The 21,915-nt window shown below is 55.5% G+C and carries 16 protein-coding genes; 7 read left to right on the top strand and 9 right to left on the bottom strand.

All coding sequences use genetic code 11. The features are described from left to right. Positions 1-51 precede the first annotated feature (51 nt). The gene (locus BQ8290_RS13780) at positions 52-1,359 is read left to right on the top strand and encodes an HD-GYP domain-containing protein (protein WP_337661517.1); all 1,308 of its coding nucleotides are present in this window, start codon (positions 52-54) and stop codon (positions 1,357-1,359) included. On the opposite strand, the gene BQ8290_RS13785 is transcribed toward BQ8290_RS13780, so the two are convergent. The 3 genes from BQ8290_RS13785 to BQ8290_RS13795 all read right to left on the bottom strand — a co-directional run bounded on the left by BQ8290_RS13785 (position 1,356) and on the right by BQ8290_RS13795 (position 6,737). Beyond that, on the bottom strand, positions 1,356-2,813 hold the full coding sequence (locus BQ8290_RS13785) for an MFS transporter (RefSeq protein WP_108791240.1): 1,458 nt from the start codon (positions 2,811-2,813) through the stop codon (positions 1,356-1,358). The genes BQ8290_RS13780 and BQ8290_RS13785 overlap by 4 nt on opposite strands. A 57-nt stretch (positions 2,814-2,870) precedes the next feature. Next, on the bottom strand, positions 2,871-4,619 hold the full coding sequence (locus BQ8290_RS13790; protein WP_108791242.1) for an amidohydrolase family protein: 1,749 nt from the start codon (positions 4,617-4,619) through the stop codon (positions 2,871-2,873). Positions 4,620-4,745: 126 nt separating this feature from the next. Further along, positions 4,746-6,737, bottom strand: a complete 1,992-nt coding sequence (locus BQ8290_RS13795) for a S9 family peptidase (protein ID WP_337661422.1) — start codon at positions 6,735-6,737, stop codon at positions 4,746-4,748. 185 nt (positions 6,738-6,922) lie between these two features. Here BQ8290_RS13795 and BQ8290_RS13800 point away from each other — a divergent pair, with 185 nt between their 5' ends. Genes BQ8290_RS13800 through BQ8290_RS13810 form a run of 3 tightly spaced genes read left to right on the top strand, consistent with a single transcriptional unit; the run spans position 6,923 to position 10,872 of the window. Then, positions 6,923-8,215, top strand: a complete 1,293-nt coding sequence (locus BQ8290_RS13800) for a cytosine permease (protein ID WP_108791243.1) — start codon at positions 6,923-6,925, stop codon at positions 8,213-8,215. Further along, a complete protein-coding gene (locus tag BQ8290_RS13805) occupies positions 8,216-9,793 on the top strand; it encodes a hydantoinase/oxoprolinase family protein (protein WP_337661423.1) in 1,578 nt (525 codons plus the stop codon). Further along, the gene (locus BQ8290_RS13810; RefSeq protein ID WP_108791246.1) at positions 9,790-10,872 is read left to right on the top strand and encodes an S-methyl thiohydantoin desulfurase domain-containing protein; all 1,083 of its coding nucleotides are present in this window, start codon (positions 9,790-9,792) and stop codon (positions 10,870-10,872) included. Before BQ8290_RS13805 ends, BQ8290_RS13810 begins: the two co-directional genes overlap by 4 nt. Positions 10,873-10,952: 80 nt before the next feature. Here the strand turns inward: BQ8290_RS13810 and BQ8290_RS13815 are convergent, their stop codons facing one another. Both BQ8290_RS13815 and BQ8290_RS13820 read right to left on the bottom strand, forming a co-directional pair. Further along, positions 10,953-12,398 carry a sigma 54-interacting transcriptional regulator gene (locus BQ8290_RS13815; protein ID WP_108791247.1) on the bottom strand — a complete coding sequence of 482 codons (1,446 nt, stop codon included), beginning with the start codon at positions 12,396-12,398 and terminating at the stop codon, positions 10,953-10,955. Further along, complete coding sequence (locus BQ8290_RS13820; RefSeq protein ID WP_108791249.1) at positions 12,398-12,928, bottom strand: heme NO-binding domain-containing protein; 531 nt, start codon at positions 12,926-12,928, stop codon at positions 12,398-12,400. Before BQ8290_RS13820 ends, BQ8290_RS13815 begins: the two co-directional genes overlap by 1 nt. 251 nt (positions 12,929-13,179) lie before the next feature. Here BQ8290_RS13820 and BQ8290_RS13825 point away from each other — a divergent pair, with 251 nt between their 5' ends. Genes BQ8290_RS13825 through BQ8290_RS13835 form a run of 3 tightly spaced genes read left to right on the top strand, consistent with a single transcriptional unit; the run spans position 13,180 to position 17,092 of the window. Beyond that, positions 13,180-14,427, top strand: a complete 1,248-nt coding sequence (locus tag BQ8290_RS13825; protein WP_337661424.1) for a polysaccharide biosynthesis/export family protein — start codon at positions 13,180-13,182, stop codon at positions 14,425-14,427. After that, on the top strand, positions 14,424-15,857 hold the full coding sequence (locus tag BQ8290_RS13830) for a hypothetical protein (RefSeq protein WP_108791251.1): 1,434 nt from the start codon (positions 14,424-14,426) through the stop codon (positions 15,855-15,857). Before BQ8290_RS13825 ends, BQ8290_RS13830 begins: the two co-directional genes overlap by 4 nt. Then, entirely contained in the window at positions 15,812-17,092 is a 1,281-nt protein-coding gene (locus BQ8290_RS13835) for an O-antigen ligase family protein (RefSeq protein WP_108791253.1), read from the top strand. Before BQ8290_RS13830 ends, BQ8290_RS13835 begins: the two co-directional genes overlap by 46 nt. A gap of 321 nt (positions 17,093-17,413) precedes the next feature. On the opposite strand, the gene BQ8290_RS13840 is transcribed toward BQ8290_RS13835, so the two are convergent. The 4 genes from BQ8290_RS13840 to BQ8290_RS13855 are packed head-to-tail and all read right to left on the bottom strand — an operon-like array spanning position 17,414 to position 21,641. Continuing rightward, on the bottom strand, positions 17,414-18,418 hold the full coding sequence (locus tag BQ8290_RS13840; protein WP_108791255.1) for a glycosyltransferase: 1,005 nt from the start codon (positions 18,416-18,418) through the stop codon (positions 17,414-17,416). Further along, positions 18,415-19,401, bottom strand: coding sequence for a glycosyltransferase (locus tag BQ8290_RS13845; protein WP_108791257.1), 987 nt, complete (start codon positions 19,399-19,401; stop codon positions 18,415-18,417). The genes BQ8290_RS13840 and BQ8290_RS13845 overlap by 4 nt, the downstream gene beginning before the upstream one ends. Positions 19,402-19,422: 21 nt before the next feature. After that, the gene (locus tag BQ8290_RS13850) at positions 19,423-20,364 is read right to left on the bottom strand and encodes a glycosyltransferase (protein WP_108791259.1); all 942 of its coding nucleotides are present in this window, start codon (positions 20,362-20,364) and stop codon (positions 19,423-19,425) included. A gap of 11 nt (positions 20,365-20,375) precedes the next feature. Further along, positions 20,376-21,641 carry an oligosaccharide flippase family protein gene (locus BQ8290_RS13855; RefSeq protein WP_337661425.1) on the bottom strand — a complete coding sequence of 422 codons (1,266 nt, stop codon included), beginning with the start codon at positions 21,639-21,641 and terminating at the stop codon, positions 20,376-20,378. Between the last annotated feature and the right edge of the window lie 274 nt (positions 21,642-21,915).

Raw genomic sequence — 21,915 nt, forward strand, 5'->3', positions numbered from 1 at the left:
ATGCCCCCTCACTCAGATGTTTGGCGGTGAGAACAATTGCTGTTGGATTGGGTGAATGGGACCAGCTTCGCGATGCAGCGACGGATTGCCTGTCATGATGTCAGAATGGGGATGTTCATCACCGGCTTTGGTGGCTCGTGGTTTGATCACCCTTTTTGGCGCGGGCAATTCCTATTGGACAATGCGAACGACGTGGATCGGGTTAGGAACGCCAATCTGCCATTTGTTTTTATCGACATTGATAAAGGTATCGGTCCGGCAGACGACAAAGACGGTGGCCACACCGACAACGGCATAGTTGGCATCGGCGACAACGCACACGATCGTTGGACCGGTCACAATGCATCCCAATCTGGATTGAGGCGCAATTCCAGGCCCACCCCGCCCCGCACCGAACACCAAAGCCGCGAGGCTGCACGTCTGCTGCATCGATCCAAAGACGCAATGCGCAATGTCTTTGATGATGCGCGCTTGGGGTGCGCCATTCACGCCCCGATTATCACAGGCGTGGTGGAGGATGTTATCGACGCGATCACGTTGGAATCTCAGGTTTTTCTAACCGTCGCGCGGCTCAAAAACAAAGACGATTACACCTATTTGCATTCCGTCGCAGTGTGCGCGTTGATGGTGTCGGTTGGGCGATATCTGAATTTGGATCAGGGCTTCATCCGCGATCTCGGCATGGCTGGCCTGTTGCATGATGTCGGCAAGATGGCCGTTCCCGACGCGATCTTAAACAAGCAAGGCGCGTTGTCGGATGATGAATTCAAGGTGGTCCGGAAGCACCCTGAAAAGGGGCATCAATTGCTGTTGGATTCCGCGGGAATTTGCGACGCGGCGCTGGACGTTTGTCGCCATCACCATGAACGAATGGACGGGACCGGCTATCCCGATGGGTTGAACAACGAAACACTTTCTTTCGCGGCGCGATTGGGGGCGATCTGCGACATCTACGATGCCCTCACATCAAACCGCGCCTACAAAAGAGCATGGACCCCGCACAAAGCCATTACAGAAATGAGCAAGTGGAACGGCCATCTAGACCGGCGCATTCTTGCCAGCTTTGTGCAAGCGATCGCAATGTACCCAACCGGCCTATTGGTGACTTTGTCCAGCAATCGGTTGGCCATTCTACTGGGCAACGACACTGGTCGAGAGAAGCCATTCGCGATCGCTTTCACAGATCCCGAACACGTTGAATTGGACGCGTTGGAAAAAGTAGCCATCGGCAAAGCCCAAGCTTCCGAGACGATTGTGAGCATCGAAGACGCCGATGCATGCACGATCAACCATTGGCAGGAATTGAGCGCCTATGCTGAGAACGGCGATTGGCGCAGCGTCGGTTTGACCATCGCTTAAGAAACGGCTTTGCGTTCCGCCAACCGTTCCAATGCGGCTTCGTGCTTGGCGCGATCGATGTCGTAAAAACTGACGATGGCGATCACGGTCATAAACAAGGTCAAGATCACCGGCACATAAACCGCGCCCAACATCCAGATCGTGTCTTCGCTCAAATCGCCTTGCTGTGCCCCTGCCGATAGGCCGACCACAGAAAGAACGAAACCGGCGATAACAATGCCGAACCCTTCGCCGAATTTGCGCATGAATGTGGCTGCGGCAAAAAACAGCCCTTCGGATCGATTACCCGTCTGATCTTCTGCTTGTTCCACCAAATCCGCCATCATGGATGCAGCGAGGATTTGATAACAAATGATCAATCCGACATCGATCGTCTGTGTGATCAGCACAATCCAGAATATTTCGGGCGTGCCGTTTTCTGGCAAGACGTCAATCAGCCTTAGGAATATTGGCATTGGGGCGCCGACAAAGGCAATCACCCCGACGATCAAGGCGCCACGCTTCTTGCCCAACCAACGGGTGACGATTGGGGCCAATGATCCACCTATCATGGCGGAGAAGAACACACCGATCGTGATGGCGCCAACTTGTTCGGCGCTAAAGCCCCAAAAATAGGTTGTGAAATAGAACACCAATCCTGCCGATAGGCCGCTCGCACTGAATGCGATCAACGATGCAAAGAACAACGCGAAAAATGACCGACCGGCAATCGTTCTATAGATGTCTTTGAATATCATCTTAAGCGTCAGGTCACGTTTGACGGGTGCCTGCCGCAAATGCGGAATGTAATTGTGCGTCCCTAATGCGGAGACCAAGATTGCTACAAAAATCACCAATGAGCCGATCAATCCGTACCGGGCATAGGCATCTGGATTGAATTGACCATTTGACACAGACGCCGTCACAAATGCCGGAAATATCACAACAAACGCGATGACGGACATTGCATTGCCACCAACCCAGCCAAAGAAATAGCGGAAGCTTAATATGCTGCTGCGCTCGTCGTAATCACTCGACAATTCGGGCGCCAACGCCGTGCTGGGTGTTTCGTAAACGGTGATGAATGTCCGAATGACAATCGCGAGGCCGACGATGTACCAAAACATCGCCTGATCGCTCCACCCCTCTGGCGGTGTCCAGATGAAGTAGTAACTGATCGCGACCGGCAGCGCGGCGGCGTACATAAACGGATGTCGACGTCCCCATTTTGATCGAAAATTGTCCGACCAATATCCGACAACAGGGTCGCTAATCGCATCAAATACCAACGCAACCAGAATGGCCAAACTAACCAGCCGCGAATCCACCCCGACAACTTGAGAATAGAAAAGCAACAGGAAGAATTTTAGACCCGCATCCTTCGTCCCATAGGCAACCGAGCCAATGCCATAGGCCAGCTTTGTCCAAAATGATGGTTTTGTTGAAGCCGACGAGCTTGCCACGGTGTCGTTCATAGTGTCGCCGTTAAGGCGGTTGCGAAAGCGTGGCGCGCGGTGACGGTGACGAACAATTTACTCGGCCGCAAACCAGCGTCCTTCGAACACAACGCCCAAAATGCCGACATCGCGCAACGCCTCGGCACCTGCGATGCGTGGGTCACGGTCCAACACGACAAAGTCAGCCTTCTTACCCGACGCAATGCTGCCCACGCGATCATCCATCCCAATCACTTGAGCGGCCTCGATCGTGATCGCTCGCAACGCCTTGTCTAAGCTAACGCGTTCCTGCGGAGCTTTCACATTGCCTGCCAAGGTTTCCCGATTGCTGGCCACCCATGCAAGGTAAAGCGGATCAATCGGTGCCATGTTGAAATCGCTGTGCAGGCCAAGCGGAACATTTTTGCGCTCCAGCGATCCAAGCCGGCTCATCTGAGCGGCACGATCCGCGCCCAGCCCACTTTGCGCATAGGCATCGCCAAGCACGCGGATATAGTTGGGTTGCGCCGACACCATCAATCCCAATCGGGCAATGCGGCGGTTCTGGGCCTCGGTTGAATATCCCAGATGTTCAAGCACCATACTTTGGCCATTGCGCACGGGCAGGCTTTCAGAAATGCCCAAAACAACGTCGAGCCCTTTGTCGCCGTTCACATGGGTGTGCATGTTCCACCCTGCATCCCAAAAACGCCGGGCTTGTTCGGTCAACTCATCGGGCTCTGTAATCCATTTTCCTTCGTGACCATCGCTGTAGCCCGGCGGGTTCATTTGCATATATTGCGCAAAGAACGCCCCATCTGCGAACAACTTAACCCGATTGGAAAAGAAGAATTTGTCCGATCCATATTCGGATTGCACTTGAGCCAGCCATTCGTTCGGATCTCCTGTCACCAAAGGAGCGACCGGAATGGCCAATATGCGCGATGGTGTGGAAGGCAGATCATAAAGGCTTTTGAACAATGGCGCCTCAGCCGCGATCCCGCCAAAGCCGCCAAATGCCAAATCGGCACTGGTCGTGACGCCGTTTTCCAACATCATCTGGCGCATTTCAATCAGGCCTTGTTGAACCTTCTCAGGAGAGAACAGATACGGGCGCAATTTCCCGATCCCATTGAACAATGCTGTTTCATGGATGATGCCCGTTTCGAAATCGGCGTGATCCGGATCAATACCGGGCGCGTCGAATTCAGCGGCGAACGCTTCGCTGGTACCGATCTCCAGCAATTCCAATGCCTTGGTGTTGGCAATAATCTCATGAAAACTGCGTTGCCAAATCACGACTGCGCGATCAGGGGCAATTTCATCCAGTTTGGTGCGCGTCATATCGCCATGAAATAGTCGATGATGCCCCCATGTAAGGAACAATTCCTCATCGCTTTCACTCAAAACGGTGCGCAAGCGCGCCTCATATTCTGCTTCGCCGGTGACTGCTGGATATGATTTGCCGGGCAATTCCCAACTTTCAGGGCTTATGAAAGGGATCGCCAACATCATCACCGTCTGCATCGGGTGAATGTGCGGTTCGACAAAGCCGGGCATGATTGTCTCTGACGCAAAGCTGCGATCGACCGTCACATTGCGTCGGTCAGTCCATGCCGACAAATCTTCCAGAGTATCCGCAACGCCAAGGATGATACCATCCGATGTCGCCACGAATTTCGCCTCTGGATAGCCGGGCTCCATCGTGATGATTGTGGCCGCTTCGTAGACGGTCACATCTTGGTAAGGCAGCGACCCGGGCGATCCGGTATCGGATTGAACCTGTGTCGCGCCGACAAACGCCATCGCGACAACGCCGCAAAGGCCCAAAAATTTCTTGATCATACTCACCCTCTCCCGGATCAAGCTATGCGCATGTCCCGATCAGAGCAAACTTTGATTTAGAACTGCATCCTCGCCCGAAATGGATCGGGGTAACCGTTGTTGCGCAATACGCCGAAATGCGAAGACTTATTCAGCGATCGACACGCCCAATTGCTCTTCGATAAATTCCGCTTGAATGCGGTAATAAAACAATTGGTTCGACAGTTTCCGCCAACCATGCCCTTCGTCCGGGATGCGGACAAACGGCGCTTCAACCCCGTTGGCGCGCAAGGTTTTGACCATCACTTCCGTCTCATAAATATCAATGCGTGGATCCATCGCCCCATGGGAAAACAGGACGGGTACGGTGATCTGATCCGCTTTACGAATGGGCGAATTCACTGTGTAATACTCGCGCCACCGCTCCTGCGTGATATCACCGTATTCGATCCTGTCGGCCGCTTTAAGCAATGGAGAGGCAATCTCCAACGCGGTGACCCAATCGGCAACGCCGTATAACGAAACGCCGGCGATAAATTCGCCCGGATATTCGGCCAAGACTGCATTGACGGCGTATCCACCGTACGACCCGCCCATAACCGCCGCACGATCGCCATCAATCAACCCATCGGCAGCAAGCGCGGCTTTCAAATCAACCAGATCGCGCACGGAATCGAGCCGCCTTTCGCGGTCATCAAGGGTGGAATAGGTCCGCCCCAACCCTGTGCTGCCCCGAACATTGGGTTGAAACACGGCGACCCCGCGCGCGACATGATATTGCGCGACCGGTTCAAACGATGCGACACTTTGACCCGAAGGTCCGCCGTGGACATCAAACACCACGGGCGGCGCATCGGCCCCGGTTCCTGCCCCTTGAGGAAGATAGAGCAAGCCTTGCAGCTCGACCCCATCGCGCGCGGTGTATCGGACAATTTCCGGACGGACCAATCGATCCGGATCCAATCCTGCGAGATTTGCGGCAAAGACTAGGTTCTTTTTGCCTTCGATGGGGTTTGTCATCCAAATCTCGCCGGGTGTTTGCCACCCATTGATCCGCACCATCAACTCGCCGTCGGCCTCGCAATCGAGGGTGTATCGCCCTTCGGGAAGATCCGGCATTGCGATTGGTTGTTTTTCAACCGTATGCCACCCGCCCAGCGTATCAAACCCGTCCTCATTCCGAGACCAATACAGATACGAACCGCCCGGCCCCGGTCCGCACAATTCAAGGTTTTCAATGTCGCGATCGGTTTCGAACACGCGATCAAACGAACCGCTTTCCAAACTGTAGAAAGCGAGCGTTCCAAACTCACGATCCAGATTGGTCGAGAAATAGAAACCCGATGAATTGGGCATCCATTCAAAACCACCCAACGTGTGTGAGGCGCGATTTTCAACAGGCGGTTCCGATATCGTTACCATCTGTTGGGTGGCGAGGTTCAGCAAGTAAAGGTTGTCTGCGTCCTCACCTACGCGTTCGATAACGATCGCATATTTGCCATCGGGCGAAACTGATTGCGCGAACAGGCCAAGGTCCGCTTCGGCGATCATGGCGCTATCGCCATCCAATGTGCCGCGGTAAATATCGAACACGCCAGTTCCCCTCGCGGTGGAGGCGTAAACGAAACTGCCATCGGCTGCGAAGTCACCAAAGACGCGAAAATCACCGGCCGCAGCAGGCAAAACTTCGATTTCCATATTGCCATCGGGGGCAAGTGCGAAATAGCCGGGCTGCTCATTCCCATCGCGATCGGCGGAGAAAAAGAGACCGCCCCCATCTGGTGTCCAGATCGGGGCAAAGACGCCCGTCTGGAACGTAATTTGGCGCGGTTGCCCACCGCTTGCTGGCATCACCCACAATTCAGATTGTCCGGTTACATCCCATGAAAAAGCAATGGTTTCCCCATCCGGCGATAGGTTCGCCGCACCGGCACCAGATGCCAACAAATACCGCCCAATATCAGCCGGATGTTCACCCGCGCGGCCAACTGTGACTTGCGTTTCGTCGGGTTCAACCGCTTCGATGGATAGATCCGGCCCAGAAGCCCCGCCGAACGTTGCGCCCTCTTCTTGGGCAAGAGCCAAAGTGGGAGCCGCGGCAATCGCGGTGGCGAGGAGAAAGGGAAGTGGACGGGTCACAAGCACCTCAATGGCTATCAAGACATGGTCGACAGAGCCTAAAAGATCGTCAGCCGAGTGCAATGTCTTAAATTCGGGCCCAAACTGACCGCGACATTCGCCCCAATACGCCGATGTATGACGGCCATTGCATCCGCATCATTTTGCTTTAGCCGTTGAGTGATCTGCGGGCGAAGAGTGACAGTATGTTTGACAGCAACGAATTTGAAGAAGTCACGATCGACGCTGAAAACCTTGTGCCGTGGCCCCGGATCGCCGCGGTCGCGGCGATGGTGGGTTTCTCCCTCCCGACGTTTCTGACCGGATTGGAAGTGTCGATTGGCCTGCCTCCGTGGGAAGCGTTTGGCGCGCTTCTGTTGGGTTCCCTCATCATCTTTGCGATTGGCGGGATCATCGGGATGATCGGCGCCCGCACTCGGATGAGCTCATATCTTCTCATCCGACTTGCATTTGGCGATGCCGGTGCCGGCTTGGTGAACATCGCTTTTGCGATTTCTTTGCTCGGTTGGTTTGGACTGAACATCAATCTGTTCACACAGGCGATGGGCAGGTTGGCGTTTTCACTGTTCGATATACAGCTTCCTGAAATTGCGATGGCAGCGATTGCCGGCCTGTGCATGACGATCACCACTCTTGTTGGTTTTCGCGCAATCAATTGGCTTTCGACATTGATGGTTCCGGTGCTGGCCTTTGTGACCGTATGGCTCATCAGCAGCGCCTTGGGTGAAAAGAGCTTTGCTGCGATTATGCAGACCGATGTCGAACCCACTTTGACAATGGGCGCTGGTGTGTCGGCCATTGTCGGTGCCATCATCGTTGGCGCGATCATACTGCCCGATATCACGCGATTTGCCAAAACAACTCAGGGCGCGGTCGGGACTGCTTTCATTGCCTATGTACCGATCCAAATCGTGGTGATGGGCGCGGCTGGGCTTGCCGGATCGCTTGCGCCCAATGCGGAATTCTTGGACATATTGATCGATCTGGGCCTTGGCCTTGGCGCGATCATCATCGTGATCGCCAGCAGTTGGGCGCTCAATTCCCTCAATCTCTACAGCACTGTTTTGAGCGTGAAAGCGACCTTCCCCAATTGGAACCGTACCGCTCTAACAATTGGCCTTGGTACGGTCGGCGTCATCTTTGCGTTGATGAACATCCTCGACAGTTTCATTACGTTCCTGATCTATTTGTCGGCCGTGTTCGTGCCCGTTGCCGGGGTATTGGTGGCGGATTATCTGGTCGTCAGACAGGATCATTATGCCCTTGAAAACCTTGGTAAGGGGGCCGCCGTGAACGCAAAAGCATTCGCAGCTTGGCTGATCGGCGCAGGGTTTGCGATTGGCGAGATTTTAGGATGGGCCCCGTCCCCAACCGGTTTTGCCGCATTGGAGGCGGCATTGCTAACCGGGGCGGTGTATCTAGCGATGGTCGCAATAGACCGCGTGCGGCCGAGCAGCTCTGCCCCGCAGGAGGGTTGAATGCTGCGGATTGGAATTGATGTCGGCGGTACGCATACAGATGCCGCCCTGCTGAACGACGACACATTGCTTGCGTCGACTAAGGCCGCAACCAGCGCGGATGTGGCGACCGGAATAACCGACGCGTTTGATGCGGTCTTGGCCGAAGGCAACGTCGCGGCCGAAGATGTGCAATGCGTCATGATCGGCACCACGCAATTCACCAACGCGGTGGTGGAACGGCGCGAATTGGCCTCTGTCGCGGCCATTCGCATCGGCCTGCCTTCTGGCAAAGGCCTGCCTCCATTCACCGACTGGCCGGAAGATATCGAAACCGCAATCGCGGGCATGTCTTTTATGGTCGCGGGCGGATACCTTTATGACGGGGAATTGCTTGCCCCTCTTGATGAAGTGGCGATTGACCAAGCAATCGCGAAAATCGCGCAATCATCCATACGCAACATCGCGATCGCTTCTGCTTTCTCCCTGCTCAATGCGGATCCCGAAGAATCCGTTGCCGCACGGATCAAGGCGGCGATCCCAGATTCCAACATCACATGTTCGCACACGATCGGTGGTTTGGGCCTTTTGGAGCGCGAAAACGCAGCCATCCTCAACGCATCTTTGTTGCCCTTTGCCAAACGGGTTGTGTCATCATTCGAAGCGGCTTTGAAAAGGCGCAATTTGAATTGCCCGCTCTATGTCAGCCAGAATGACGGCACACTGATGGGCGCAGATTTCGTCCGACAATTTCCCGCTTTGACTTTTGCATCCGGGCCGACAAATTCGCTGCGCGGTGCATGGAAATTGACCGGTTTAGAAGATGCAATTGTCGTCGACATTGGCGGCACCACTTCCGATATCGGTGTCCTGCAATCCGGCTTTCCCAGAGAGTCATACAACATTGTCGATATTGGCGGGGTTCGGACCAATTTTCGAATGCCCGATATATTGGCGATTGGCGTCGGCGGGGGCAGCGTGGTTCGCGAGGACGGTACGCAAATTGGGCCGCAATCGGTCGGCCATCGCCTAACTCAGGAAAGCCTGATTTTCGGTGGGCAGCAATTGACCCTAACCGATATCGCAGTGGCGGCGGAAGCGTTCCAATTGGGCGACCCAAGCAAAGTTGATCATATCCCCGAAGCGGTCATCAAAACGGCGCGCGAAACCATGCACCAATCGCTCAACCAAGCGATCGATTCCATGCGGCCGGGCGGCCGGAAATTACCCGTTATCCTTGTGGGCGGTGGTGCCGCCTTGGTCACCGCCACATTGGATGCGGCGACACAGACAATTGTGCCGGACAATTCCGGCACGGCGAACGCGATTGGCGCGGCGATCGCTCAGATCGGTGGCGAAGCCGAACAAATGCTATCCTATCGCGACACGCCGCGGGACGAAGCTTTGGCCATGGTCACAGCAGAAGCCGAAAAGGCGGCGATCGCTGCGGGTGGTGATCCGCACGGTTTGCAGGTGGTCGATGTTACCGAAACGCCGGTCCCCTATATGGATGAGGGGGCCATGCGTTTGCGTGTGAAGGTCGTAGGCACATTGGCAGCGATGAAACCGCAACCTGAATCGAAAGGAGGCATCCGATGATCATCGGGTCGGACGATTTGGACGCGCTCGCGCTTGGTTCAGTCTTCTTGGCAACGGGTGGCGGCGGCGATCCATACATCCCAAAATTGATCACGGCTCGCGCGTTGGACGAATACGGGCCCGCCAACGTTATCGCCCCAACTGACCTTGGTGATGATGCATTTGTTTGCGCCATCGGATCGGTCGGCGCACCCACGGTCAGCCTTGAATTGCTGCCGTCAATTGACGAAGCGGCTGGCGCATTGGCGGCTTTTGAAGAACGTATGGGGCGCACTGTCGATGCGATAGCAGCGTTTGAAATCGGCGGCGGCAATTCGTTGATCCCGTTACTGGCGGCCGCCAGTCGCAGTATTCCGATGCTGGATGGGGATGGAATGGCCCGCGCTCTGCCGGAGGCGCAGATGATGACCTACGCCATGGCCGGTATACCGCCGACTCCCTCCGTCTCGTATGATTATCTGGGACAAGTGCGGCATTTCGATTGTCCAGACCCACTCGAATATGAAGGAATTATCCGCGCATGCGCCGTGGAATCCGGTGGCATGATCACCGCCGTTGAACATCCCATGTCGGGTACACAATGCAAAGAAGCGATCATTCCAGGAACGCTGTCATTTGCGCTCAAACTTGGACGCTTGTTGGAGCGCAATCGCGGTCCGGCGCACGCCATTGCACAGCCATTGGCCGACCTCTTCGAAGGCACGATCTATGGCGCGTGCAAGATGGTGTATTCCGGAAAGGTCAGCGCAAAATCATCACGCGTGGTGGGCGGCTATGATGTCGGAGAGGCTGTGGTTGAGGGCGCCGATGCCGGCGTCGCCCCGATGACCATCACGATCAAGAACGAATATCTATTGGCGTCTGTGGGCGATAACATTGTCGCCAGCGTTCCCGATCTGATTGTGATCGTCGATGCAGAAACTTCAATCCCAATCAATGCGGAACGATTGCGGTATGGCCAACGGGTTGCGGTCTTTGCGATCGGGGCACCGGCAGTCTTTCAAACACCAGAGGCTCTGACGGTTGTGGGACCGCGATACTTTGGGTTTGAACACGACTATGTGCCGTTCACCGGGTAAAGTGGTCCACCGTTGATAGGATACCGAACACGGTCATCACCCGATCGCGTAACCAAATTTTCGCCCCCGAAAGGTTCGCCTCAATCGGACCAGCGTTCCAACTTTCGGTAAATAGTCGACGGGCTCACCCCCAAGGATTTGGCCGCTTGGACAACATTCCCGCTGGTTCGCGAAATCGCTTGTTCAATCGCGGTTCGTTCGACCTCATCCAAGGTCATACCGGAGAAATCGAAGGGCGCATTCTGACCAGAAGCGGTTTCGGCGGCATATCGAAATTGATCGGGCGGCATGGTTGAGGGCGCGGCCTGCGGTGCGGCCATTTGCGACATAGGCATTGGGGCCATAGATGGCTTGGGCGCGCCTCTGGGGGAGCCGGCCAAATCAACCTGTTTGCCAGTGCCAGTGATCACAGCCCGCCTCAGCGCATTTTGCAATTCGCGCACATTGCCCGGCCATTGATGCTCACGCAGATAGTCTTGGCTCGCCTTTGAAAAGCCAGAGATCTTGCGCCCTTCTTCGGCTGCAATCCGTTCTAACAGGCTATCCGCGATCAATCCGATATCTTCGCCGCGCTCTCGCAAAGCGGGCAGCCAAATCGGAATGACGTTCAATCGATAATACAAATCTTCACGAAACCGCCCTTCGGCAACCTCTCGTTCGGGATCCCGGTTGGTTGCGCATACGATGCGAACATTCACCGGCTCTGCCGCCGATGAACCGACCCGTTGGATCATGCCCGTTTGAAGAAATCTCAGCAGCTTTACCTGCAGCTTGAGATCCATCTCACACACTTCATCAAGGAACAGCGTCCCGCCATCGGCTGCTTTTGCCGAACCAATCCGGTTCTCAACGGCGCCGGTGAAGGCACCTTTGACATGGCCAAACAATTCGGATTCCAGCAGGTTTTCAGGAATGGCGCCGCAATTGATCGCCACAAACGGTCCGCTGCGCCGCTTGCTTTCGGCGTGAATGGCTTCGGCTGTGACCTCTTTACCTGTGCCGCTTTCCCCTGTGACGAACACCGTTGCCTTTGAATCGGCGACGCTTTCAATCGTGCGGAACACCGCCTTCATCTGTGGCGAGTTGCCAATGAAACCATGAAACGCGCCGCTGTTGTGAGCGCTCTGTTCGGGTTCTGTATCCGCTTCTTTGGCGTTGCCCCCTTGCAACGCAGCGGCAGCGACCGTGGTGATCAGACGCGCGCCTGACACCGGCTTCACCAGGAAATCATACGCTCCCAAACGCATCGCCGCGATCGCTCGGTTAAGCGAACCATCGGCCGTGACCACAATGACGCCCGGATTGCCCGCCGCTTCGCCCAAAGCATCGAATATGGTCAATCCATCGCCGTCGGGCAATTGCAGGTCGAGCAGGACGACATCGAATGTCTCACTCAACAAACTGCGGCGCGCCTCCGCCAGGGTTTCGCACAGGCTCACTTCGTGTCCAGCGTCCTCAAGCTGGGCAGCATAGCCCAGTGCAAGAGACGCGCTGTCTTCAACAATTAGAACCCGTGCGTTTGACATCAATTTATCCTGAAATGTGCGGTTTTTCCGGTTGGATCGGGATTGACCCATTCCATTGTTCTAGAATCACCAAAATGGCTCATGCACCCTTGAACTAGGCCTGCGGCAATGAAAGCGAATGGCCGATGGGATTGGTACTCGACCACCAAGTCATCGCCATCCTTGCGTGTCGTTACCGTCGGTGGGGCGGCATCGGGATACAAGACTTTGACTTCTTGGTGGATGTGATCCTCGACATGTTCGAGCATCGTTTCGGCGGTCGGATACCGATTGACGATCTCTGTGTACAAGACCGTAAACCGACCAAAAAGGAACCGCCCAAATTCCTGACACAGATCATTGGCGTCTGCACCGCTTATGCGCGATGCGGATGTCACGACCTGCACCGCTTGTTCCCATGGATACTGGGAAACGCGCGAAAACGCACCACCATGAGGCAGCTCTGCGCCTGCCAAGACTTCCTCTGTGAAGCTTGGTCCGCCCTTGTGGTCCAGAAAGCCGACCAGCTCAGCGTAGATAATACCCTTCATTTTTCTAATCCCCGAAATTCGTACTGCATCGCAATATGCAAAAGCCGTGCCGAAAATTTCGCGGGATGACGCCCTCAGATCGATACACTTCTGACCCATAATGCAAAAATGTTCGCAAATTGCAAATATTGGTGATGCTTTTTGCGAATTCGGATTTTCGCACTTTGCGTGAAGCCCGGAATTCTGCGGTTTCGCAAATTTGGCACGGTCCTTGGATCGAAAGGGGCAAACCCAATGAACGGAGCAAATTCATGACCACCTTTACCAAAGCCTCAATGCTGGCGCTGACAATGTCTGCGACGCTTGTTGCCGGTTGTGTGTCTGGCCCGGCCCCGTCCAATCGCATGTCGTCTGTCTACGCCCCTCAACAAGTGGCGTACAATGGTAGCCATCAACCACAAGGCGATTGGATCCAAGAAGCGCCCGTCGGTCGCGGCGCGCCAACCTGCGATTGGGCCGTCCCGCGCGAATTGGACACTCTGCGCCGGGTCGCACCATCAAGCTTTCTCGATCGCACCGCCCCATTGGGTGCTGGTGATCGCTTAGAAATCTCCATCCTTGGTGATGATGATCGCATCTCTGGAACCTACGTAATCGACAGCGACGGTTCGCTTGCATTGCGCGGTCTCTCCTCAATCCAAGCTGCGAATTCATCCATCGATGAGCTGACGAACATATTGCGTTCTCAGCTCGTGTCTTCCGGGATCGTACGCCCACTCCGTAATGCCGTTCGGGTCGCTCTGATCGAAGCAAGCGGGGCGTCGGTCGCGGTCAGTGGTGCGGTCTTTCAACCCGGCGCAGTCCGGGCAGGAGACCGCACCCCTGAAAGCCGAATTGGACTGCGCGAAGGCGCCGTTAGCGGTGATGACAACACGACCCGGACCATTGCAGGTGCCATTCGCGCAGCAGGCGGCGTTCGCCCCGACGCAGATGTGCAACGCATCTACCTTGTCCGCGGTCGTACATACGCAGAATTCGATTTGTCGGGCTTCATTCATGGCTGGACCAGCCGGGATGTGGCGATTGCGACCGGAGACCGTGTGATCGTACCCAGCCGTACGTGCTTTGACGCTGATCTCGTGCGACCTACCCCCCTTACAGCGCCGGGTATCCGGGTTTACATGTCCAACCTCACCCAAAGTGCAAACAACAATGCCGGCGCAGCAATCGGTGAAAAGACCGGTTCGCTCCCTTACGGAACACGACTGCTTCAAGGGTTGGTTGCGGCCAATTGTGTCGGCGGCAGCTACATGCAATCCGATCGGCGTGCGGTCTTGATTTCGCGCAATCCCATCAACGGCGAAAGCATCGTTGTGGAGCGCGATATCGAACGCTTGGTCCGCAATGCCAACCGAGATTCCTTGAACCCGTATTTGATGCCAGATGACGCAATCGCTTGTTACGACAGCCGCTGGAGCAATTTCCGCGAAGCGGTTGGATTGATTTCACAAGGCGTAAGCACCGCGACCCCAGCAATCTTGTTGGACAACGCGCTATGAAACCCTTTGCGATCTCCGCAGAAACGCATGGCGAAAAGCCACCGCGTCTACTGATCCAAATGTGGGTTATGGTGCGCGACGGTTTGCCATCGGTTGGCCGTTACAAGCGCTATTTCGCTGCAATGGCCGCGCCCTTGGCGTTGATCTGGATTGTGGCGATTGGTTTCGTCGCGTTTGCCCCTGATAGCTACGACAGCCGGATGACATTGATCCTTCCTGGAACAGGCATCGGCGCCAGCATGAACCTTGAATCCATTGGTCAGGCATCGAGCAATTCGTCTTCGGCTTTCTCATCCCCATCATTGAGCCCGACTGAAAACTATAAGCGTCTATTGATGTCCGATCTGGTCTTGCGCGATGCAGCGCGCATTGCAGAAGAAGACGAAGGCAACTTTCCCGCGCCGTCGATCAAACTGATCGATCAAACGAACCTAATCGAAGTGCGGATGAGCGGCGCGACCGCCGAGATAGCACAGAAACGGATGGCCGCATTAAAGACGGCATTCGACACCGCCGTTGCCAATCTGCGCACCGATGAAGCGCAAACACGCGAGGACGCAGACGTTGGGCGGATCTCCGAATTGCAAAACAAAGTGGACAAGGCCCAGGCCGAACTGTTGGATTTTCAAGGGGAGACGGGATTGGTGTCGCTTGATCAGTTTGCCGGCCGCATCACCGCCCTTGATCAGTTGAAGCAAAACGAGCGCGAACGCCGAGTGCGCCTTGCGGAAACCGGCGCTGCCACATCGCGTTTGTCCCGAACACTAGCGATCACCCTCCCCCAAGCACGTCGCGCGATGCAGCTGAAAGCTGACCCGGAATTCCAGGAATTGCTGCGCCGCTATGCCGCCGCAACCGGCGAAAGAAGCGAACGAAGCGGTACGTTAGGCGATGCCCATGGCGCGATGGAAGAGCTCGCGGCCCAACGCGCCGCATTGGAAACAGACCTGGCCGCGCGAGGAACGGAATTGACCGGATTGTCCGGCGACCGGGTTCTTGCCTTTGCCGACTTAGCAGCCTCAGACACGCGTGAGCGTTTGTTCGCCAGCCTCTCAGAGCGCGACAGCGACTATTCCGGAAACGGAGCCGCCTTGTCAGAATTGCGCCAACAAATCGCTGAGCAATCCGCCGACACCGAACGTCAGGTTGAACAAGCGGCGCGTCTGGCTGATTTGATGCGCGACCTGCGCGTTGCGGAGGCTGTGTTCAGCTCCGCTTTGGCGCAGCTCGACACTAACAAGTCCGATCCATTCGCATCCTACCCCTTGGTGCAAACTCTCGAAGCACCGTCTTTGCCACGCAGCACCTCCGCGCCGTCGCCTTTGTTGGTGATTGCCGGAGCGCTTGCCGCGACGATCCTCATAATCATTGGATTTTTCCTCCTATGGCTGCGCCAGCCCATCATCCGCAAACTCCTGCCGAACGCCTAATCGCGCTCTGCATTGAGTGGACCTGGCCGCTTTGGCTGGTCGGCGGGCTCTACATTGTAGGGCCCGTCCTTGGCTGGTCGCTTGCCGGGATGGTTGCGCTTGCCTTGTACCTCGACGGTTTGCCTGGTGACGGTGGAAAACCGGCGCCGGTTCCACTTACGATAAAGATATGGCTGGGCGGGATGGTCGCTATGCTAACCGTTCTATGGGTCGGTCACGCGAATTTCGATCTAGGCACCGGAAAAACAATCAAATCATCGGTTGGTTGGGCAAAAGGCTGGGCATTGATCGCCTTGTTCCCTTTGGCCGGGGCTGTCCTAAAGGTTCGGCCCGAAGTGATATTTCGTTCGGTCTGCAAATTGGGGCTCTACACGGTCATTTTGGTGCCGGTGTTTGTCGCTGCGCCGTATATCGGATTGCCCGAGCTTTTGTGGGTGTCGCCTCTCAAGGTCCTCGGCGGTGCCGGTCCAGACTATTTCGCCGCGCAATTGTACACGATCGAACCTGGCGCAGGCACTCCGCGGTGGCAGTTCTTTGCGCCCTGGTCACCCGCAGCGGGGATGATCGGCGTAATCTGCGTTTTGCTTGCGGCGCGTGATCCGCATGTGGGTTGGAAATCTGTCGGGATTGCGGGCGGATTGGCTTTGGCAGTGCTTTCGCAATCGCGCCTAGCCCTTGTCGCATTGATCGTGATCGCGCCGTTTGTTTGGGCGGTGGCACGGATGGATCGGTGGTGGATGTGGTTGATCGCCGCGCCGGTTGTTTTGGCCCTTGGCATCTTTGGGCCAGCCCTCATCGACATCGCCGATACGGCCATGAACGAATTTTCATCCGCCCGCGCCGATTCCAGCCGCGTCCGCGCCGCCCTTGGGCGGATCGCAGTTGATCGCTGGCAAACCGAAGCCTTTTGGTTTGGCCATGGTGTGGTTGAAAATGGACCGCACCTCGTCGAATACATGCCCATTGGCAGCCATCACAGTTGGTTTGGATTGCTCTTCGTCAAAGGGGTGTTGGGCGCCATCGCATTGGCTGTGCCATTGATCGCCAGCTTCGGCGTGCTGCTCGCCCGTTCGATGCGCAACAAAAATGCTCAAACGGGCCTCGCAATGGTGTTGGTTTTGACGCTCTATTCCTTTGGCGAGAACCTAGAAATCCTAGCCTACCTTTATTGGCCTGCATTGGTCATTATCGGCGTGGCCTTGGCATCAACCAAGCCGTCCAACGACAACGCCTAAAACTGAACAATTCTCAAGGAAATATTGACCTTTGGCGTCGGTAAGGGCTCGCCCTATGCGGCTTGCCCGCGGGCGACGGCGAACGTCATCCATGCGCATTAGACGCGCTTCATTCATCGCCACCTCTCAAGTGCGAGCAACGATAACGCTTACTCACCAACAGGTCAGCAGATCGCAACGCGTGGTTCGAATAAGAACGAGGGGCGTACCCAGTCAAACAAAATGACCGCCGATCCTCCGGGTCGCGTTTAGAGGATCGACGGCCATATTGGCACCGATTGGGCACGTTTATCGCGTGCCTATGGATACCAATCTTGTGTGTTAGATTTTGCCAGCTTTCCGGGCGGCAACTTTGAAAACGTAAAGCCATTCATCAAGGATGCGATCATGCTGAGATGCGACCTCTTGTCGTCCCATTTCGCCCATCTGAGCCGTCGGCACTTTGAGAGCCAATCGAATGGCTGCCGCGATGTCCTGTTCGGTTTTCATCGGCGCGACCAATCCCGCATTGCCCACCTGTTCGGGCAAGCCATCGGAATCCGCGGCCAACACCGCACGCCCCGCCATGCGCGCTTCGGTTGCGACTAGACCGAATGCCTCACGCCGCGATGGGACTATCACCGCATCGCAAGCAGCAAGATGACCAGTGATCTCTTGGGTCGGTGGAAGAATTTTTACATGCGTCAGCGGTTCCGCAAGCTTGGCAAGGCGTTCGCGATCCGGACCGTCTCCAAAAAGAGTCAATTCCACTTCATCGGTGGCGAAATTTCTCATCGCCAAAACCAGCTCAGCAAAATTCTTGATCTCTGCAAATCGACCATAGGCCAACAAGCGCAGTGGGCGCCCTTTTCTAGGTGCCCCCGCGCCGATCGCGTTCAATTCAAATCGCCCGCTCCATGGATAGATCCGCGTCAATTTGTAGGGCGGCAATTTGACGTCAGTCAAAAGCCAATCACGTTGAGCATCGGAGACGCAAATGAACTTATCAACCAACATTGAGGCGATCTTCAACATCGCCCGAAACCGACCCTGCGATGCCACTTGATCGACTTCGAAATTGCGGGTGTAGCTGTGTTCGACATGCACGATCCGCGCGCTTGGATTGCGCAAGCGCAGGCTCAATAGGAATGAAATCCTGCGCCACGACAAAGCCATGTGATCGACGATCAAATCGGCATCAATCGACGGGGCAAGACTCGCGCCGGGATCCACCGGCATAACCCGCGATTCCCCTTTCGCTGCGAGCGATGGTTGTTCGAACAGGTTGAGTGCGCGGGTCACGCCGCCCATCGCAAAATCATCCAAGAGATGCGCGACTTTAATCATGCTGCGTTCTTCAGATAGGGGCGCATTAACGCGGTGAAGCGATCTTTGCCGAGCAACGATCCGCCCAACACCGCTCCGCCGGTCACAGAGGTTTTGATTGGCTCTTCAAAGAGGATCCATGGATTCAATCCCAAAGCCTTTTGAAGAAGCTCACGAGCCAATTTGAAATTGCCAAGTTGAACGGAGCGACGAGCAAGATAGCGCAATTGATACGACCGGGCTGTGTCACCGTGTTGATCCACAAATTCCGGCGCATAGCGACGCAATTGGCGCAGCATTTTGGTCCAGCTGAGATATTGCTTCACAACGTTGGCGGAAAGCGCACCGGGAATGATCCGGTAATCGGTCAAAAGGCCAGCAATACCGGCGAACGTTACATTGTGTTTCACCGCCATACGGATCCACATTTCAATATCTTCGGATTGACGAAAGTCTTCGTCAAACCAACACACCCGGCCTACATCTGTTGGATGGGCAAAACGCGCGAGGTTTAGTGCGGACCGGCGAAGGACAGGCGCGCTGCCATTGCCAATCGGATTGCGACAAATGATGTCACGCGGTGTCACCCGGCCCAATTTTGGGCGCATCGCCACGGAAAGCACCTGACCATCACGATCAATCATCCGCGATCCGGCATAGCTGACCCCGATATCTGGGTTCGCCGTAAGATGGACGTAGTGCAGCGCAAGTTTGTCACAATGCCAAACGTCATCGCTGTCCAACAGGCCAACAAATTCACCGCGAGCATGGGCAATCCCGGTGTTGCGCGCGCCGGCTAGACCGCGATTTTCCTGACAGATGATGCGGATACGCGAGTCCGAAAAGGTCCGAACAATATCCATTGATCCATCGGTCCCGCCATCATCAACACAGATCAATTCAAAATCCTTGAAACTCTGATTCAGCACGGATTGGATGGCTTCGCCGACAAACGCCTCGACGTTGTAGATCGGCATGACGACGGACATTCTTGGGTTGGTCATCGGTGGTCTCCTTGGGGAATTTTATGCAAAAACTGCGCGGCGCATCGACACTGGCAACATGCCACCGGCAAAGGCGCCGCAAATTGTGAGGATGCTGCGAGAGCGTGCCGCCATGAAAGTTGATCGGTGGGCAGCAAGGCCGCGGCGGACATAGGACCGCACTGTCGGCATGCTTGCACCTGCGCGTAGGGCCCGGCGGGCGAGGTATCGGCAATAGGTGGCTTCGGCGTGGGCGAAATCGTCACCTTGCAGCCAATCACCAGCGAATGTGCGCCAGCCATCCAGCATTGCTTCGAAATCGCATGACAAGCCGTCTTCACTCATCCGGTACTTCACCAATGTCTGGTCGATACCGCCTATCGTTACGCCTTGGCTGACCAAACGGGTCAATAATTCTTGGTCTTCGGCGTAACGAAGGTCTTCGTTGAAGCCGCCAATGGCGTTGAAGGCCGAACGGCTGATGACGAAGTTTGATGTGGTGCAAACGGGGTTTTGAACGACCACATCGTTGATGCTGTTTGCGCCGATAGAATAGCCTGCATCGACTTTCGAAACAGTGCGCCCAATCGGCAGAACTCCGCTGCCATCGGCACAAAATGCGATCTGAGCAAAGCTTCCATCGATCGAAGCATCCGCCTCGTGAAATTCGAAATGCTTTTGAAGTTTGTCGCAAGTCCATTGGTCATCGGCGTCAAGAAACGCCAGGAACTTACCCCGAGCCAGCGAGGCACCAAAATTCCGAGCGGCCGAAACACCGGCGTTCGATTGGGAAACGGCACGAACGCGAAAGTCCATGCAACCTGCATCCAACATCGCCAGCAACGTGCCGTCTGTTGAACCGTCATCGACAATGATGGTCTCAAAATCGGAGAACGACTGATTGAGAACACTCGCCACAGTCGTGCGAAGCGTTGCTTCGGCGTTGTATGCGGGGATGATCACAGAAAAGGTTGGTTTCAACATTGAAAGTCTCCTCAGACGTTTGCCGCGATGGGCTTGGATACTGTGAGCAGCTGGATCGCTGCTGCGGGAATAAGGATGATGGAAAGACCGACGCCAAATCCAAGGCAGGCCGCCGCCAAACCAAATGACGCGCCAACAGTCAGTCCGATCAAAGCGGCAAGCGTGGCGGCCGCCATCAAAACTGTTTCGGAAAGAGGGGTGTTAAGAGCCCGGTAGTGCGCGCCCAAAATGGCCCCAGCATAAAGGGGCAACGCTGCCCCTGCGAGCAAGGCGACATAAGGAACTGCCTCGATCCAGTTTTCACCGAAGACGATGGGGACATAGAGCGGCGCAAGCACGGCCTGGGCAATGACCACCGGCAAAAGAAGCGTGAGGCCAAATCCGAATGAACGACGAAACTCCTGACCCACTTGATCTTTGCCGGCCTTTGCCAAGTGAGGGAACAACACAAGGTTGCATGCCGCCACAAAGGATTGGGTGATCCCCAGTCCGGCGTTGAAGGCGAAATAATACAAACCAAGCGCTTCGGTGCCGAGTAAGGCGCCAACAACGAGTTTGTCGCCGTGAATGCGCGCGGCATTCAACATTTCTGATCCCAAGATTGCAGGTCCGAAACTGGCAAACTCTTGCGTAGGTGCCGCAGCCACATCCTTTGCTGGGCTCCATTGATAGGTGCCGCGCGCCGCGATCAACCAGATCGGAGCCGTAAGAAGTTTCGGCAGGACAATCGCCCATGCGCTAGGCCAGATGAGGACAAGAGCAACGGTGAGCGCCGCATCGGCAATATTTTGCAAAGCTGCCACACGCGCTGTCGCCGCCATTTTTTGGGCGCGCATCGCCAAGAAAATATGGACCAGGCCGGCAGGCATAAAGAGATACACCGCCGAAAGAACCGCCAACATCGCGGCCACATCGCCAAGTTGGAAAACAGTCCAAGCAATCGCTGCCACCGCCAATTGAATTGCCATGACCGCCAAGCAGATGGTCCAGAACAGCCGGTGCGCCGCGTTGCAGATCGACGCCAGTTCAACGTCCGTCGCAATGATGATCCGTTGCCCCACGCCGACACTGGTCAACACGCGAACGATTTCAAACAGGCTCAAAGCGAGAGCAGCCGTTCCCAAAAGTTCGGGCGATATCTGACGTGCAACCACTAGGATCGCACCGAGCCGCACGACCCGCGTCGCAGCCTCAGCCGAGCCGTAGGCCAGCAAACCACGGGCAAAAGCGGGCCATTGGTCCGGTTTCATCCATGTACGTGCTGTGTTGAACATCATTTCCTCGAGTTTGCGTTTGGAAATGCAGTTTCAACATCCGTGCCAATTTAAAAAACGGCTGAATTCTGGGGTTTCACAGTTGAGGCCCGGTGGGTTTTTCGATTTTGCGATCAATCCTATTGTGAAATGCGAAAAACGGGCGTCGCAATTTGCGAAAACAGGAATGCAAATCCCCTTCCCGATCGGTCAGGGATTTTTAATCGTTATTTATCAGAATTTTATGAGTTTGGCACGCGGGTTGCGACATGTGGGGCACTACCACTCAATGGAGGCC

Origin of the sequence: Erythrobacter sp. Alg231-14, from assembly GCF_900149685.1 — a bacterium.
Lineage (GTDB): Bacteria > Pseudomonadota > Alphaproteobacteria > Sphingomonadales > Sphingomonadaceae > Erythrobacter.

Excerpts from the sequence above, each read along its gene's own strand:
- BQ8290_RS13785 (WP_108791240.1), bottom strand. The coding sequence starts at position 2,813 with ATGAACGACACCGTGGCAAGCTCGTCGGCTTCAACAAAACCATCATTT.
- BQ8290_RS13790 (WP_108791242.1), bottom strand. The coding sequence starts at position 4,619 with ATGATCAAGAAATTTTTGGGCCTTTGCGGCGTTGTCGCGATGGCGTTT.
- BQ8290_RS13800 (WP_108791243.1), top strand. The coding sequence starts at position 6,923 with ATGTTTGACAGCAACGAATTTGAAGAAGTCACGATCGACGCTGAAAAC.
- BQ8290_RS13805 (WP_337661423.1), top strand. The coding sequence starts at position 8,216 with ATGCTGCGGATTGGAATTGATGTCGGCGGTACGCATACAGATGCCGCC.
- BQ8290_RS13810 (WP_108791246.1), top strand. The coding sequence starts at position 9,790 with ATGATCATCGGGTCGGACGATTTGGACGCGCTCGCGCTTGGTTCAGTC.
- BQ8290_RS13815 (WP_108791247.1), bottom strand. The coding sequence starts at position 12,398 with ATGTCAAACGCACGGGTTCTAATTGTTGAAGACAGCGCGTCTCTTGCA.
- BQ8290_RS13820 (WP_108791249.1), bottom strand. The coding sequence starts at position 12,928 with ATGAAGGGTATTATCTACGCTGAGCTGGTCGGCTTTCTGGACCACAAG.
- BQ8290_RS13825 (WP_337661424.1), top strand. The coding sequence starts at position 13,180 with ATGACCACCTTTACCAAAGCCTCAATGCTGGCGCTGACAATGTCTGCG.
- BQ8290_RS13830 (WP_108791251.1), top strand. The coding sequence starts at position 14,424 with ATGAAACCCTTTGCGATCTCCGCAGAAACGCATGGCGAAAAGCCACCG.
- BQ8290_RS13835 (WP_108791253.1), top strand. The coding sequence starts at position 15,812 with ATGGCTGCGCCAGCCCATCATCCGCAAACTCCTGCCGAACGCCTAATC.
- BQ8290_RS13840 (WP_108791255.1), bottom strand. The coding sequence starts at position 18,418 with ATGATTAAAGTCGCGCATCTCTTGGATGATTTTGCGATGGGCGGCGTG.
- BQ8290_RS13845 (WP_108791257.1), bottom strand. The coding sequence starts at position 19,401 with ATGACCAACCCAAGAATGTCCGTCGTCATGCCGATCTACAACGTCGAG.
- BQ8290_RS13850 (WP_108791259.1), bottom strand. The coding sequence starts at position 20,364 with ATGTTGAAACCAACCTTTTCTGTGATCATCCCCGCATACAACGCCGAA.
- BQ8290_RS13855 (WP_337661425.1), bottom strand. The coding sequence starts at position 21,641 with ATGATGTTCAACACAGCACGTACATGGATGAAACCGGACCAATGGCCC.